General features: G+C 60.6%; 13 protein-coding genes. 5 read left to right on the plus strand and 8 right to left on the minus strand.

Annotated elements, in window-relative coordinates; genetic code table 11:
* Positions 1 to 28: 28 nt before the first annotated feature.
* Entirely contained in the window at positions 29 to 1,216 is a 1,188-nt protein-coding gene (locus tag AC07YV_RS24575) for an MFS transporter (protein ID WP_102701770.1), read from the minus strand.
* Positions 1,217 to 1,330: 114 nt separating this feature from the next.
* Between AC07YV_RS24575 and AC07YV_RS24580 the strand changes: the two genes are divergently transcribed.
* A complete protein-coding gene (locus AC07YV_RS24580; RefSeq protein WP_102701771.1) occupies positions 1,331 to 1,867 on the plus strand; it encodes a TetR/AcrR family transcriptional regulator in 537 nt (178 codons plus the stop codon).
* 217 nt (positions 1,868 to 2,084) lie between these two features.
* Positions 2,085 to 5,555 carry a hybrid sensor histidine kinase/response regulator gene (locus tag AC07YV_RS24585; protein ID WP_102701772.1) on the plus strand — a complete coding sequence of 1,157 codons (3,471 nt, stop codon included), beginning with the start codon at positions 2,085 to 2,087 and terminating at the stop codon, positions 5,553 to 5,555.
* A 126-nt stretch (positions 5,556 to 5,681) separates the two neighbouring features.
* On the opposite strand, the gene AC07YV_RS24590 is transcribed toward AC07YV_RS24585, so the two are convergent.
* The gene (locus AC07YV_RS24590; RefSeq protein WP_167399541.1) at positions 5,682 to 7,046 is read right to left on the minus strand and encodes a DNA recombination protein RmuC; all 1,365 of its coding nucleotides are present in this window, start codon (positions 7,044 to 7,046) and stop codon (positions 5,682 to 5,684) included.
* Positions 7,047 to 7,221: 175 nt separating this feature from the next.
* A complete protein-coding gene (locus AC07YV_RS24595; protein WP_102701774.1) occupies positions 7,222 to 7,545 on the minus strand; it encodes an SEL1-like repeat protein in 324 nt (107 codons plus the stop codon).
* Positions 7,546 to 8,549: 1,004 nt separating this feature from the next.
* Between AC07YV_RS24595 and AC07YV_RS24600 the strand changes: the two genes are divergently transcribed.
* The 3 genes from AC07YV_RS24600 to AC07YV_RS24610 all read left to right on the plus strand — a co-directional run bounded on the left by AC07YV_RS24600 (position 8,550) and on the right by AC07YV_RS24610 (position 10,950).
* Positions 8,550 to 8,774 (plus strand): hypothetical protein, encoded by a 225-nt coding sequence (locus AC07YV_RS24600; protein ID WP_007898912.1) that lies wholly within the window; start codon positions 8,550 to 8,552, stop codon positions 8,772 to 8,774.
* Positions 8,775 to 9,049: 275 nt separating this feature from the next.
* The gene (locus AC07YV_RS24605; RefSeq protein WP_102701775.1) at positions 9,050 to 9,532 is read left to right on the plus strand and encodes a hypothetical protein; all 483 of its coding nucleotides are present in this window, start codon (positions 9,050 to 9,052) and stop codon (positions 9,530 to 9,532) included.
* Between the two features lie 146 nt (positions 9,533 to 9,678).
* Positions 9,679 to 10,950 carry an OmpP1/FadL family transporter gene (locus tag AC07YV_RS24610; protein ID WP_102701776.1) on the plus strand — a complete coding sequence of 424 codons (1,272 nt, stop codon included), beginning with the start codon at positions 9,679 to 9,681 and terminating at the stop codon, positions 10,948 to 10,950.
* A gap of 245 nt (positions 10,951 to 11,195) precedes the next feature.
* Here AC07YV_RS24610 and AC07YV_RS24615 read toward each other — a convergent pair whose 3' ends face one another.
* From AC07YV_RS24615 to AC07YV_RS24635, 5 genes are all read right to left on the minus strand, one after another.
* On the minus strand, positions 11,196 to 11,762 hold the full coding sequence (locus tag AC07YV_RS24615) for a glutathione peroxidase (RefSeq protein ID WP_102701777.1): 567 nt from the start codon (positions 11,760 to 11,762) through the stop codon (positions 11,196 to 11,198).
* A 54-nt stretch (positions 11,763 to 11,816) separates the two neighbouring features.
* Positions 11,817 to 11,939 carry a hypothetical protein gene (locus tag AC07YV_RS24620; protein WP_493724789.1) on the minus strand — a complete coding sequence of 41 codons (123 nt, stop codon included), beginning with the start codon at positions 11,937 to 11,939 and terminating at the stop codon, positions 11,817 to 11,819.
* On the minus strand, positions 11,936 to 13,144 hold the full coding sequence (locus tag AC07YV_RS24625) for an MFS transporter (protein ID WP_102701778.1): 1,209 nt from the start codon (positions 13,142 to 13,144) through the stop codon (positions 11,936 to 11,938). The genes AC07YV_RS24620 and AC07YV_RS24625 overlap by 4 nt, the downstream gene beginning before the upstream one ends.
* Positions 13,145 to 13,196: 52 nt before the next feature.
* Positions 13,197 to 13,601 (minus strand): MarR family winged helix-turn-helix transcriptional regulator, encoded by a 405-nt coding sequence (locus tag AC07YV_RS24630; protein WP_046037619.1) that lies wholly within the window; start codon positions 13,599 to 13,601, stop codon positions 13,197 to 13,199.
* Between the two features lie 173 nt (positions 13,602 to 13,774).
* Complete coding sequence (locus tag AC07YV_RS24635) at positions 13,775 to 14,506, minus strand: adenosylcobinamide-GDP ribazoletransferase (protein WP_102701779.1); 732 nt, start codon at positions 14,504 to 14,506, stop codon at positions 13,775 to 13,777.

Consider the following 14,506-nt stretch of genomic DNA (forward strand, 5'->3'; position numbering starts at 1 on the left):
CTCTATATGTTATCTATTACATAGATATTCAATTGACCTCGCATGCCCTGCCTGAACGCGGGCGCATCAAACCTGCCAAAGCGCCAAGGGCCAGAAGAATCAACACGACGCCATAGCCGTCGACGGTCGCCACCAAACCGAGGGTCCGGCTCAGGTTCCCGGCCAGCAGCGATGGCAGGCAGAAGGCGAGATAGCTCAGTGCGTAATACGTCGACACCAGCCCGGCACGCTCATGGGGCAAGGCCAACGGCACCAGACTACGCAAGGTGCCAAGAAAACCGGAGCCGAAACCACAGCCTGCGACCAGGGTGCCAAGGAAGAACAGCGGCAGGCTTGCACTGCGCACACCCAGCAAAATCATCACGACACCCGCAGGCATCAGGCTGGCGCCCAATAACAATGACTTGCCGGCGGGTCGGTTGCGCATGCTGTAGATCATCAGCGCACCGGTCAAGGTCAAGGCGGCAACGGTCGCCCCGCCGATCATGTTCGAGGTCGAGCCTGTGGCCGTGCGCACCAACGAAGGCGCCAGGGAAGCGTAGAAACCGCCGAGGGCCCACAGGGCAGTATTGAGCGGCAGCACCCGCCACAAAGTCGAACGCGCCTGCAGCGGTACGTGCAGAGTCGGTCGCAATGAGGCCCAAACCCCGGCCTGCCGCGAGACGCTTTCCGGCAAGCGCCAGACATACAACGCCTGCATCACAAACAACGCCAGCAGCAGCCAGTACGTCAGGTGCAACGGCGCCGGGGCGAACTCGGCCAACACACCGCAGCCCAACCCGCCAATGGCCATACCGGTCAAGGGCGCAACGCTATTGACCAGCGGCCCCCGTTCTCGGTCGGTATCCAGTAGCGTTGCGCCCAGCACCGCGGTAGCCATGCCGGTGGCAAAACCCTGCAGGACTCGGGCACTGATCAGCCAGGTGACGTTGTCGGCGTGAATAAACAGCAGCATCGCCAGGATATTCAGCACCACCGCCGTGAAAATCACCGGTTTGCGCCCCAGGTAATCCGACAGCGAGCCAACGGTCAGCAACGCCACCAACAGGCTGAGGGCGTACACGCCAAAAATCAGGGTCAGGGTCGCGGCCGAAAACTGCATCTGCTCCTGATACAGGTGATACAGCGGCGTCGGCGCCGTGGAGGCCGCCAGGAAACTGAGCAAGGTAACGGCAAGAAACCACAGGCTGGCACGGTTTGAATGAGAACTGGACATAGGCGGGCTCCACAAAAGCTAAGTTTTTGCTTTTGCGGAGTGTGCTACCGGATCCCTCTTAAAGCAAATTCTTTGTGTTAAGGTCCGAGGCATGGCTTTTACAGGAACCCCAGGATGACAGCTCCCACCTTACGCCCGGGCGGACGCAGCGCGCGGGTACAAGAGTCGATTCATTCGGCCGTGCGTCAACTCCTCGAGGAGCAAGACCGCGCCAGCCTGACCGTGCCGCAAATTGCTGCGCGCGCAGGCGTTACACCCTCGACCATCTATCGTCGCTGGGGTGATTTGTCGGCGCTGCTGGCCGACGTCGCCCTCGCCCGCATGCAGCCCGACAACGACCCCACCCACACCGGCAGCCTGCGCGGCGATATTCGAGCCTGGGCGGAACAGTACCTGGACGAAATGAGCTCCGAACCTGGCCGCAACATGCTGCGCGACGTACAGGCGGCGCTCAAGCCAAGTTACTGCGCGACGATCATTGGCGGGCAGTTGCAGACTATCCTCGACCGTTTCCCCAACGAGCCCGTGCCGGGTGTCGATCGGTTGATCAACCTGATCGCCGCCCCCATCGTTTTCCGCATTCTGTTTTCCGAGGCCGCGCTGGAGGTTGAAGAGCTGCATCGATTGATCGAGATTGCATTCAGTCAGTGAGGCCCCCATCGCGAGCAAGCTCGCTCCCACATTTACCCTGTGTTCGCCGCCCCCCTGTGGGAGCGAGCTTGCTCGCGATGAGGCCAGTCCAGACACTGCAAAATCCCCTGCGACACCCCGCCACGCCACGACCTTGGTCGACACTGACTAACGCTGGCGGTCGTGCGAGACTGTCTGTCCGGGCGGGAGGTCCGGGTGTCTTTTGTCTGGAGTCCCCATGTCGCTGTCCACCGGGCTGATTGCCGTCGTCGCCCTGGCCTATATGGCCATCATGTTCGCCATCGCCTTCTATGGCGATCGTCGCAGCGCGCCCTTGCCGCCGCGTGTGCGCGCCTGGGTGTACAGCCTGTCGCTGGCGGTCTATTGCACCAGCTGGACGTTCTTCGGCGCCGTGGGCCAGGCCGCCGAACAGCTCTGGTCGTTCCTGCCGATCTACCTCGGGCCGATCCTGTTGCTGGTCGGCGCGCCGTGGGTCCTGCAGAAAATGGTGATGATCAGCAAACAGGAGAACATCACCTCGATCGCCGACTTCATCGCCGCGCGCTATGGCAAATCCCAGTCGCTGGCGGTGGTGGTGGCGCTGATTTGCCTGGTCGGCGTGCTGCCCTACATCGCGTTGCAACTCAAAGGCATTGTGCTCGGCGTGAACCTGCTGATCGGCGCCGGCGCTGACGCCATGGGCACCCGGGCCCAGGACACGGCGCTGATCGTGTCGCTGGTGCTGGCGCTGTTCACCATCGTTTTCGGTACCCGCAACCTCGACGCCACGGAGCACCACCGTGGCATGGTGCTGGCCATTGCCTTCGAGTCACTGGTCAAGCTGTTCGCGTTTCTCGCGGTCGGCGCGTTCGTGACCTACGGCCTGTACGACGGTTTCGACGACCTGTTCGACCAGGCCATGCTGGCGCCGCGTCTCGAACAGTACTGGAAGGAAACCATCAACTGGCCGTCGATGGTGGTGCAGACCGGTGTGGCGATGATGGCGATCATTTGCCTGCCGCGGCAGTTTCACGTGACCGTTGTCGAGAACATCGACCCCCAGGATCTGCGCCTGGCCAAGTGGGTATTTCCGGCCTACCTCGCCCTTGCTGCATTGTTTGTCGTGCCGATCGCCCTGGCCGGCCAGATGCTGCTGCCCAGTTCGGTGTTGCCGGACTCGTTCGTCATCAGCCTGCCCCTGGCGCAGGCGCATCCGGCGCTGGCCCTGCTGGCGTTTATCGGTGGCGCCTCGGCGGCCACCGGCATGGTGATCGTGGCCAGCGTGGCGCTGTCGACCATGGTGTCCAACGACATGCTGCTGCCCTGGCTGCTGCGTCGCAACAACGCCGAGCGCCCGTTCGAAGTGTTCCGCCAGTGGATGTTGTCGGTGCGCCGCGTCAGCATCGTGGTCATTCTGCTGCTGGCCTACGTCAGTTACCGCCTGCTGGGCTCGACCGCCAGCCTGGCGACCATCGGCCAGATCGCCTTCGCCGCCGTGACCCAACTGGCCCCCGCCATGCTCGGTGCGCTGTACTGGAAACAGGCCAACCGCCGCGGTGTTTTCGCCGGCCTCGCCGCAGGCACCTTCCTGTGGTTCTACACCTTGATCCTGCCGATTGCCGCCCTCAGCCTCGGCCTTTCCTTGAGCACATTCCCTGGGCTGGCCTGGTTGCACAGCAATCCACTGAACCTGCCGATCACCCCGCTGACCCAGGGCGTAGTGCTGTCGCTGGCTGGCAACTTCACGCTGTTCGCCTGGGTCTCGGTGCTGTCGCGTACCCGGGTTTCCGAGCACTGGCAGGCGGGCCGCTTCATCGGCCAGGAAATCAGTGCCCGCCCCAGCGCACGCTCGATGCTGGCGGTGCAGATCGACGACCTGCTGCAGCTGGCGGCGCGCTTCGTCGGCGAAGAGCGCGCCCGTCAGAGCTTCATCCGTTTTGCCTATCGCCAGGGCAAAGGCTTCAACCCGAGCCAGAACGCTGACGGGGAATGGATCGCCCATACCGAACGCCTGCTGGCCGGTGTGCTGGGTGCCTCTTCGACCCGCGCGGTGGTAAAAGCCGCCATTGAAGGCCGGGAGATGCAACTGGAAGACGTCGTGCGCATCGCCGACGAAGCCTCGGAGGTGCTGCAATTCAACCGCGCCTTGCTGCAAGGCGCCATCGAGAACATCACCCAGGGCATCAGCGTGGTCGACCAGTCGCTGAAACTGGTGGCCTGGAACCGTCGCTACCTGGAGTTGTTCAACTACCCGGACGGCTTGATCAGTGTCGGTCGGCCGATCGCCGACATCATTCGCCACAATGCCGAGCGCGGCCTGTGCGGCCCCGGCGAAGCCGAAGTTCACGTCGCGCGTCGCCTGCACTGGATGCGCCAGGGCCGCGCGCATACCTCCGAGCGCCTGTTCCCCAACGGCCGGGTCATCGAGTTGATCGGCAACCCAATGCCGGGCGGCGGCTTCGTCATGAGTTTCACCGACATCACCGCGTTCCGCGAAGCCGAGCAGGCGCTGACCGAAGCCAACGAAGGCCTGGAGCAACGGGTCACCGAACGGACCCACGAATTGTCGCAGCTCAACGTCGCCCTGACCGAAGCCAAGGGCACCGCCGAGGCGGCCAACCAGTCCAAGACCCGTTTCCTTGCGGCCGTCAGCCATGACTTGATGCAACCGTTGAATGCGGCGCGCCTGTTCTCCGCCGCCCTCTCCCATCAGCACGATGGACTCTCCGGTGAAGTGCAGAAACTGGTCGGGCATCTGGACAGCTCGCTGCGCTCGGCCGAGGACCTGATCAGCGACCTGCTGGACATCTCCCGCCTGGAGAACGGCAAGATCAACCCGAATCGCCAACCGTTCGCGCTCAACGAACTGTTCGACACCCTCGGTACAGAGTTCAAGGTGCTGGCGCAGGAACAAGGCCTGGAGTTCCGCGTTCGCGGCAGCACGCTGCGGGTCGACAGCGACATCAAACTGCTGCGGCGAATTTTGCAGAACTTCCTGACCAATGCGTTTCGCTACGGCAAAGGGCCGGTACTACTGGGCGTTCGCCGGCACAAGGAAGCATTGAGCCTGGAAGTCTGGGATCGCGGGCCGGGTATTCCGGAAGATAAACAACAGGTGATTTTCGAAGAGTTCAAGCGCCTCGACAGCCACCAGACACGGGCCGAAAAAGGCCTCGGCCTGGGGTTGGCGATTGCCGACGGGCTATGTCGCGTGCTCGGTCATACCTTGCGCGTGCGCTCCTGGCCCGGGCGGGGCAGCGTGTTCAGCGTCAGCGTACCGCTGGCCAGGGCGCAAACCGCAGCGCCGGTCAAAGTCGCCGAGCTCAATGGCAAATTGCTCAATGGCGCACAGGTGCTATGCATCGATAACGAGGACAGCATCCTGATCGGCATGAACAGCTTGCTCAGCCGCTGGGGTTGCCAGGTCTGGACCGCACGCAATCGCGAGGAGTGCGCAACGCTGCTGGGCGAAGGTATGCGCCCGCAATTGGCGCTGGTGGATTACCACCTCGATCATGGCGAAACCGGCACCGATCTGATGGCCTGGTTGCGCACGCAAATGGGCGAGCCGGTTCCTGGTGTGGTGATCAGCGCCGATGGCCGGCCGGAGACGGTCGACAAGGTACATGCAGCAGGGCTGGATTACCTGGCCAAACCGGTGAAACCGGCGGCGTTGCGAGCGTTGTTGAGTCGGTATTTGCCGTTGTAGCGCTCAAGAATTGACCTTTGCGGTGGCGCGACTGCCGTCATCGCGAGCAAGCTCGCTCCCACAGGGGTACGCGGTCAACTGTGGGAGCGAGCTTGCTCCGGGCGGCGTTCCGACGATGCTTTTCAGCTACTCCGGCAATTCGACCAACCCATCGACATCGGTCATTGCCCGCTCCAGCAAATCCGCCGGCAGGCTCTTGCTCGCCCGTGCGCCCAGCAGCTTGAGCTGTTCACTGCGGCTGACCAAGTTGCCACGCCCCTCTGTCAGCTTGTTGCGTGCCGAACTGTAGGCCTTGTCCAGTTGCTGCAGGCGATTGCCGACCTCGTCCAGATCCTGAATGAACAGCACGAACTTGTCGTACAGCCACCCGGCCCGCTCGGCGATTTCCCGGGCGTTCTGGCTCTGGCGTTCCTGTTTCCACAGACTGTCGATGACACGCAGGGTCGCCAACAACGTGGTGGGGCTGACGATCACGATGTTGCGGTCGAATGCCTCCTGAAACAGCGTCGGCTCAGCCTGCAACGCGGCAGAAAACGCCGCCTCGATCGGCACGAAGAGCAACACGAAATCCAGGCTGTGCAAGCCATCGAGGCGCTTGTAATCCTTGCCGGCCAGGCCTTTGACGTGATTGCGCAATGAAAGCACGTGCTGCTTGATGGCGATCTGGCCGATGGCCTCGTCCTCAGCCGCGACGTATTGCTGATAGGCCGTCAGGCTGACCTTGGAGTCGACCACCACCTGCTTGTCGCCCGGTAGATAGATGATCACGTCCGGCTGGAAGCGCTCGCCATCCGGTCCCTTGAGATTGACCTGAGTCTGGTACTCGCGGCCCTTCTCCAGCCCTGCATGCTCGAGCACGCGCTCAAGGATCAGTTCCCCCCAATTGCCTTGGGTCTTCTGCCCTTTCAAGGCGCGGGTCAGGTTGGTGGCTTCGTCGCTCAAGCGCAAATTCAGCTGTTGCAGGCGCTCCAGTTCCTTGGCCAGGGAGAAACGCTCACGAGCCTCGTTCTGATAGCTTTCCTCGACACGCTTTTCGAAGGACTGGATGCGCTCCTTGAGCGGATCGAGCAACTGCCCCAGGCGCTGCTGGCTGGTTTCGGCAAAACGCTGCTCGCGCTCATCGAAAATCTTCCCCGCCAGCTCGGCAAACTGCGCGCGCAATTCGTCCCGCGAACCTTGCAGGTCGTCAAGGCGTTGCTGGTGGCTGTCCTGTTGTTCGCGCAATTCGGCGTTGAGTGACGCGGCCTGGGCATCCAGACGGCGCAGTTCGGCATCTTTGCCGGCGCGCTCGATATTCCACGCATGGGCCGCATCCCGAGCGTCGTCGCGCTCGATCTGCAGCAGTTCGACTTCACGACGCAATGCAGCCAGATCAGCCTGTTTGGCGGAATTGGCCTGGGTCAGATCAGCGATTTCATCGCGGCTGGACTCCAGTTGTGCATTCAAGCCGTCCTGCGCCAGTTGCGCCATGGCCAGGCGTTCCTGCAGCAGTGCAACGTCTGACTGCGTGGTGCTGGCCCGACGCTGAAGTTGCCAGGCCAATACCAGCAACGGCAACCCTGCCGCTGCCAGACCCAGCAATACGCTGGTCAAGTCCATTGCCATAGCCACTCCTGCCATTCGGATAAAGCCTGAAGGTTAACCAAGGCGTCCGGTCTTGGACAGCTCAGTCTTCGATCAGCCCCAGTTCCTGTTGAGCGCGGCGATCGCCAGCCCGAGCGGCCTGACGCAGCAGGTCCTGACCGATACGGCGGTCCCGGGCATTCCCGCATTCGCGGCACATCAGCTGGCCAAGGCGACTTTGCGCAGCCACCACGCCCTCACGGGCCGGTTGCTTGAGCAGACGTCCGGCGATGTGTTTGACGCTAGGGTTTTCGCCCAGGTGCGGACTGTCCAACAGCCACTCTGCCACGCGCATGGAAAAGCGCTTGGTAGGGGCAACAGTGGTTGGTGTGGAGGTAGAGGAAACAGGGGCTGAGCGAAACTTCATAAAGCACTGTGGGGCAGATCGGAAGGCGCGCAACTTTACTCTCTTTTTCTTACAGGTAAAGCTGAAAATGTCCCGGCACGCCCGTCCTAGAGCAAGCGCTCGGGACAATCCACAGAAGCTGTGGATAACTCAGTGGACAACCGTCCTTGAACCCGCTCAAAGCCCTGTGGAATGGGGTTCGCAGTCAAACTGACGATTTTTTCACCAGTAAAAAAAAGCGATGTTTTTCATTGACTTAAATTTTGGTTACAGGCAGTCATTGCGCTTGAACGGGAGATGACAGCGGGGTGACAGACTCTGCAACTAATGTGCACAAGTGCCTTTGCGGCGGTTATATCAATGCAGTTTTTCGGCGCGTTTTTTGGTCATGGCTGGGGATAAGCCCTGGCAAACCTAGTGTTTAGACGGCTGCGTTGCTACCAACGTCGATGACCGATGGTCGGATTTTGTTCTGCTACAGGGCGTACCATCGAAGGCGCCGCCGCTGCATACGCTTATCTGCGAGACAAAACAGCCCGATCGAGCACCTGCCGGGAAGTTTTTTTGCTAACACACTTCCCTTGTCCAGTTCAATCCGTTAGTATCCGCGGCGTTAGTACCAAGCTGAAAGTCAATTCTGGTCGAACAAATCCCCCCGGTCAGCCTTCCCGACGGAAGCCTCCACCGAACAAGCGGGATCGACCACCTCGATGGTTTCCAGGTAAATCTTGCGCCAACACGACCTTTGAATCGAAAGCAAAGGGTGTTGCTCCGCCTGCCTACTCTGCTCGAACCAACCTGCAAATTGATCAGGATCTTCACCCCGGGCCCAGAACCTTTGCCCTCGATGTGTTGCCTGCCCTCCTAAGTACCTACCTGCCAGCCCAAGCGCGCCAACTTATCAGCGCTTCAAACTGGCTGCTTTGTTCCAGTCGGGTTCTTCGTTCGATCAATGGTGATCGACGTTACTGGAACGTTTTAACGTTGCACGGTTCTTATCCGTGTCATTTGTAGGAACACCAATAATGTCTACTCAAATCCACACTCAGGATGCCATTCGCACCCTAACCAACGCTTTTGCACCAATGAACTGCCTGATCATGGCCGCTCGCAAAGGCTGCTTCAGCTTCACCCTGGTCAACGAACATGGCATCGCTCGTCACAGCGAACGCCTGTACCCCGATCAATACTCCAGCGCCGAGCCGCTGCAGGCCGTGATCGAGCGTACCCGTCAGGCCCTGGTTGCCTGAAACGCCAGAAAGGCTGAAAAACCCGAAAGCCCTGCCCGAAAAGCAGGGCTTTTTATTGCCCGATGTTTCCCTGCACTCGAACCACGACTAAGCACGATCCGATATAAGGGTTATAACTGGTCGCTGGAAATATTTTAAAAACAGTCCTTTACAGCGCGAATATGACACTACACTTCAACTCAAGCGGCTTGACCCGCTTGCGGCGAGCCTGAACCGATTCACAGCTGCCAAGCCCCCTTCAGGTATCGCCGTCCAATTCAGGTTTCGAGGGTTTTATGGGTATCGCTGCCAGCGAACTGTGCCGCTATGTGATTCGTCCGACGTTGATCTACCTCGGACGCCATAGCGCTACTGCCGAATCCCTGCTGCTGGGCATTGCCGCCAGCCAGTCAGCCCTTGGTTCCGCCCTGCATGACCGCCGTGGGCACGGCCTGTACCGCATCGCCGAGCCCCGCCACCAGGCCCTTTGGGACCATTACCTGGCCCTTGATCCGGAGCGTGCAAGCCTGGTCCGCGGCCTGGCCAGCCAACATGCGTTTCTGAGCGGCCCGCACCTCGAGTTGACCGTCAACCTGCGTTACGCCACAGCCATCGCCTGGCTGCTGGTGGAAGAACAGAATACCCCCCTCCCCTCCCCTGATGATCTGTTGGGCATGGCCAGGATCTGGCGCCAGACATTTCAGCCCCAAGGGCGTCTGCGTGATTTCACCAGCGCCTGGCAAACCTGTGTTTCACCCCTGAATCAGGTAGCCTGCTGATATTTCTGGATCCAAACATCGCGTAACAAGTCGCGATTTTGGTCTGATTGTCCTACAAAACCGCTCTAAATCAAGGCATACAGCCTATGGCGCCCGGACGAAAATGTTGGTAATTTTCGCCCCGGTGATCACCAGGAGTTCTAATAATGAAAAAAGTAATGCTCAAAACCACCCTTAGCCTCGCCGTTACCCTGGCATCCACCCAGCTCTTTGCAAGTGGCTTTGCCCTCAACGAACAAAGCATCAGCGGGATGGGGACAGGTTTTGCCGGGCGATCTTCCTCTGCCGACGACGCATCCACCATTGCTGGCAACCCTGCCGGCATGTCCCGTATCAAGCGCGAACAAGTGACCGGCGGTGTTGCATTCATCGACGCGCACACTGACATCAGTGACGCCAGCTCCAGTCCGAACAGCGGCACCAACAAGGGTGACATGGTCCCCTTCATGGGCGTCCCGATGGGTTACTACGTCAAACCAATCGACGACCACTGGGCATTCGGTATCGGCGTGTACGCACCATTCGGTCTGGTCACCGACTACGAAAACAACTTTGCCGGCCGCTACTTCGGCAGCAAGAGCGAAGTCAGAATCGTCACCCTGCAACCGACTGTCAGCTACGCCTTCAACGACAAGGTCTCCATCGGTTTCGGCCCGACCATCAACCGCATCGACGGCACCCTGGAATCGAACCTGTCGATCACCCAGTCCCAGCCAGATGGCAAGGTCAAGATCGAAGGTGACGACACCGCGCTGGGCTACAACATCGGCGTGCTGGTTCAAGCCACCGACAGCACGCGCGTTGGCCTGACCTACCACTCGAAAGTGAAGTACAAGCTCGAAGGCAACACCAAGGTCAACTACGGCGTGCTGGGCCTGATCGGCCAGAACCCGAATCAGAAATACGACGCTTCGCTGGACCTGACCACACCTGAATCGGTGGACTTCTCGGTCACTCACCAGCTCGACGACAAGTGGACTCTGTACGCAGGCAGCACCTGGACCCGCTGGAGCCGCCTGAAAGAAATCACCGTCGAAAACAAAGGTGTTCCGGCCGTTCTGAACGGTCAGTTCGGCACCATCACCGAAGAACAGAACTGGCACGACACCTGGGCTCACGCCATCGGCGCGTCCTACCAGTTGAACAAGCAATGGGTATTGCGTACCGGCCTGTCCGTTGACCAGGCACCGACCAACAACGTCGATCGCTCTCCGCGCATCCCGACGGGCGATCGCAAGATTTTCAGCGTGGGCGCCGGCTGGAGTCCGACCGACGACCTGACCATCGACCTGGCGTATTCGTACCTGCGCGAAGAGTCGGTCAAGGTCAACAACAGCAACGACCGTGGCCAGACCTACAACGCCAAGTATGAAAACTACGCGAACGGTTTCGGTCTCGGTGCAACCTACCGCTTCTGATGATTCCCGGCGAGCCTGAACCGCTCGCCATCGGAATCAAAAAAGCCCCGCTCTCTTCACAGAGGCGGGGCTTTTTTTTGGTTCTTCACGGAATCCCGCGGAACACGGATTTCGAAAAATCTGTAGGAGCTGCCGAAGGCTGCGATCTTTTGATCTTCAGCAACGCAAAAGCAAGATCAAAAGATCGCAGCCTTCGGCAGCTCCTACAAGGGAACGCGTGCACCACCAAACAACGAGGCCGAACGTCAGGGGGCAGAAGCAAGCGGTGCCGAAGCCAGGGCTTTTTCTACCGCGGCGATGAACTCGGGATCATCCGGCTTGGTCAGGCTGGAGAAACTGGCGATCACCTTGCCCTGGCGATCCACCACATACTTGTAGAAGTTCCACTTCGGCGCACTGGTTTGACGGGCGAGGACTTTGAACAAGTGCGTCGCATCGTCGCCACGAACCCTTTGTGGCTCAGTCATGGTGAAGGTCACGCCGTAGTTGGCATAGCAGACTTTCGCAGTCTCGGCGCTGTCCTTGGACTCCTGCTTGAAGTCGTTTGACGGCACGCCGAGTATTTCCAGCCCTTGCTCCTTGTAGCGCTGATTGAGTGCCTCAAGGCCCTCGAACTGCGGTGCGAAGCCGCAGAAACTGGCGGTATTGACCACCACCAGCGGTTTGTCGGCGTAACGCTGGCACAGGTCGATGGACTCCTTGGCCCGCAACTTCGGCAGCGAGCCCTGCAGCACCTCCGGACAGTCAGCGGCCCAGGCCAGTCCGGACAACGTCATCAGCAACGCGGGAACAGCACACCAGCGCTTGAGCATCTCGAGCATCCTTGATAATTCGTCAAAAGCGACGTTACTCGCCCTCGCCGCTCACTAGCAAGCACCCATGCCCAACTGCATCAGCGCCAGCCCGCCCTGATGCCAGCCCCACCACGACAACGCCAGCAAAAAGGCGCAGACGGCGGCTACAGCGATCCGTGGCCAAAGGCTGTTCATGTCGCACTCATTTGTGTTTGCAGGCGCGCCACCGGCCGTTCACGCACCGGCCAGTTGAGGGCGGCGGCCAACAGGCTCAAGAGAATTGCCACTTGCCAGATCAAGTCATAACTCCCGGTTCGGTCATACACCACCCCGCCCAGCCAGCCGCCCAGAAACGAACCAAGCTGGTGAAACAGGAAAACAATCCCACCGAGCATGGACAGGTTTCGCACGCCGAACAAGGTCGCCACCGTACCGTTGGTCAACGGCACCGTCGACAGCCACAGGAAGCCCATGGCCATGCCGAACAGGTAGGCCGTGGTGGTGGTCACCGGCGCCCACAGGAACAACGCAATGACCACCGCCCGCAGCAAATACAAACCGGTGAGCAAACGCGGTTTGGACATGCGCCCGCCGAGCCACCCGGCGGTATAGGTGCCGAAAATGTTGAACAGGCCGATCAGCGCCAGCACCGTGGTGCCGACCGTGGCCGGTAGATGCTGGTCCACCAGGTAGGCCGGCAAGTGCACACCGATGAACACCACCTGGAATCCGCAGACAAAAAAGCCGAACGCCAGCAGCCAGAATCCGGAATGCGAGCAGGCTTCACGCAGTGCTTCGCCAAGGGTTTGTTCGTGGCCCAGGACGGGCAACGGCTTGTCCTTGAGCATGCTCACCAGCGGTACGATCAGCGCCACCAGCAAACCCAGCGCGAGCAACGCCGCGGACCAGCCAAGCCATCCGATCAACCCGAGCGTGCCGGGCAACATTGCGAACTGGCCGAACGAGCCGGCAGCACTGGCGATCCCCATGCCCATGCTGCGCTTTTCCGGCGGTACGGCGCGGCCGACCACACCCAGAATCACCGAGAACGACGTGCCGGACAGCCCGAGGCCGATCAGCAGGCCGGCGCTCAGGGACAGGGTCACTGCAGAATCGGAGAGCCCCATGCAAATCAGCCCCGCTGCGTACAGGATGCCACCGATCAGCACCACTTTCGCTGCACCGAAGCGGTCGGCCAGCGCGCCGGTGAATGGCTGGGCGAGGCCCCAGATCAGGTTCTGCAAGGCGATGGCGAAGGCAAAGACTTCACGACCCCAGCCGAACTCGGCACTCATCGGCGCCAGAAACAGCCCGAAGCCATGTCGAACCCCCAGAGACAACGCAAGGATCAGCGCACTCCCCAACAGAACCCAACCGCACGTACGCCACATCGATGTCATTGTTGTTCTCCGGTAGCGGGTATATACCCGCTTATGATCGGAAAAACCGGCGTCACGCCAGTTCGTCCAGCAGCTTCAATAAGGTTTCGCGCTTCTCGGCCCCCAGGCGATCGATCAAGCGCTGCTGTGCGGCCTCCCAGGCCGGCAAGGCCGCCTTGAGACGCTCTGCCCCGGCCTCGGTCAGCAGGACGATGCGGTTGCGCATGTCTTCGCCCTCGACCAGCGTCACCAGGCCGTCACCCTCCAGCACCCGTAAATTGCGCCCCAAGGTGCTGCGATCCAGGCCCATGGCCTCGGCCAGGGTTGAAATGCTCGGCTGATCCAGACGCTGCAGATTGCACAGCAAAGAATACTGCGCAACGTTGATCCCGAAGCCGTCAAGAGCGCCGTCGTAATGCCTGCTGACGCCACGGGCGGCGCGACGCAGGTTGATGCATAAACATTGGGAATCGAGCATGGTGCGTGTATATACCCGCGAGTCGGTTAAATCAAGTGGCATGGGGTTTGTTCAGTGGTCAGGCGGTGTCCCGAAAATCGCTTTCGCGAGCAGGCTCGCTCCCACAGTTGATCGCATTCCAATGTGGGAGCGAGCCTGCTCGCGAAGAGGCCGGAACGCTCAACACAACCCAATCAGACCAGCGCCAAGCCTACCAGCACTGCAACTTCCAGCAACTCCAGCATCGCCCCTGCCGTATCGCCAGTCGTTCCACCGAGCCGCCGCAGCATCACCTGCCGCAACCAGACAAACCCGAGAACCGCCAACACCATCGCCACCACACCACTCAAACCGGCAATCAGCACACAAGCCAGTGCACTGCCAGCCAACACCCACCTGCCCGCCACACGCGGAAGATGATCGGCCAAGGCCTGCCCCAGACCACCGGCACGCACATAGGGTGTGGTCAGGAACAAGCCGAGCAAGGCGCTGCGACCGATCAACGGCACGATGACCAATGCCAGCGAATTCGGTTGCCCGATCAGCGCCAGTAGCGCAGTGAACTTGAGCAACAACACCAGCACCAGCGTCACCACGGCGATCGGTCCGCTGCGCGGGTCTTTCATGATGGTCAGCGTACGCTCACGGTCGCCAAAACCGCCGAGCCAGGCATCGGCGCTGTCCGCCAGGCCATCGAGATGCAACCCGCCGCTGAGCAGTACCCAAACGCTCAGCAACAACGCCGCGTGCAGCAACGCCGGCGTCCCCTGCAACAGCCAGTTCACTGCCCACAGAATCACGCCAAAGAGCAAGCCCACCAGCGGATAAAACAGCAGTGACCGTCCCAGCTCCCGAGGCTCAGGCATGCCGGGCAGGCGAATCGGCAGGCTGCTGAGAAATTGCAGGGCGATCCAGAATGGCAACAT

Source organism: Pseudomonas sp. GW456-E7, from assembly GCF_059424105.1.

Bases quoted from the DNA above. Each gene is read 5' to 3' on its own strand.
- AC07YV_RS24605 (WP_102701775.1), top strand. From the start codon at position 9,050: ATGGGTATCGCTGCCAGCGAACTGTGCCGCTATGTGATTCGTCCGACG.
- AC07YV_RS24575 (WP_102701770.1), bottom strand. From the start codon at position 1,216: ATGTCCAGTTCTCATTCAAACCGTGCCAGCCTGTGGTTTCTTGCCGTT.
- AC07YV_RS24635 (WP_102701779.1), bottom strand. From the start codon at position 14,506: ATGTTGCCATTCTGGATCGCCCTGCAATTTCTCAGCAGCCTGCCGATT.
- AC07YV_RS24630 (WP_046037619.1), bottom strand. From the start codon at position 13,601: ATGCTCGATTCCCAATGTTTATGCATCAACCTGCGTCGCGCCGCCCGT.
- AC07YV_RS24620 (WP_493724789.1), bottom strand. From the start codon at position 11,939: ATGAACAGCCTTTGGCCACGGATCGCTGTAGCCGCCGTCTGCGCCTTT.
- AC07YV_RS24580 (WP_102701771.1), top strand. From the start codon at position 1,331: ATGACAGCTCCCACCTTACGCCCGGGCGGACGCAGCGCGCGGGTACAA.
- AC07YV_RS24615 (WP_102701777.1), bottom strand. From the start codon at position 11,762: ATGCTCAAGCGCTGGTGTGCTGTTCCCGCGTTGCTGATGACGTTGTCC.
- AC07YV_RS24600 (WP_007898912.1), top strand. From the start codon at position 8,550: ATGTCTACTCAAATCCACACTCAGGATGCCATTCGCACCCTAACCAAC.
- AC07YV_RS24610 (WP_102701776.1), top strand. From the start codon at position 9,679: ATGAAAAAAGTAATGCTCAAAACCACCCTTAGCCTCGCCGTTACCCTG.
- AC07YV_RS24585 (WP_102701772.1), top strand. From the start codon at position 2,085: ATGTCGCTGTCCACCGGGCTGATTGCCGTCGTCGCCCTGGCCTATATG.
- AC07YV_RS24625 (WP_102701778.1), bottom strand. From the start codon at position 13,144: ATGACATCGATGTGGCGTACGTGCGGTTGGGTTCTGTTGGGGAGTGCG.
- AC07YV_RS24595 (WP_102701774.1), bottom strand. From the start codon at position 7,545: ATGAAGTTTCGCTCAGCCCCTGTTTCCTCTACCTCCACACCAACCACT.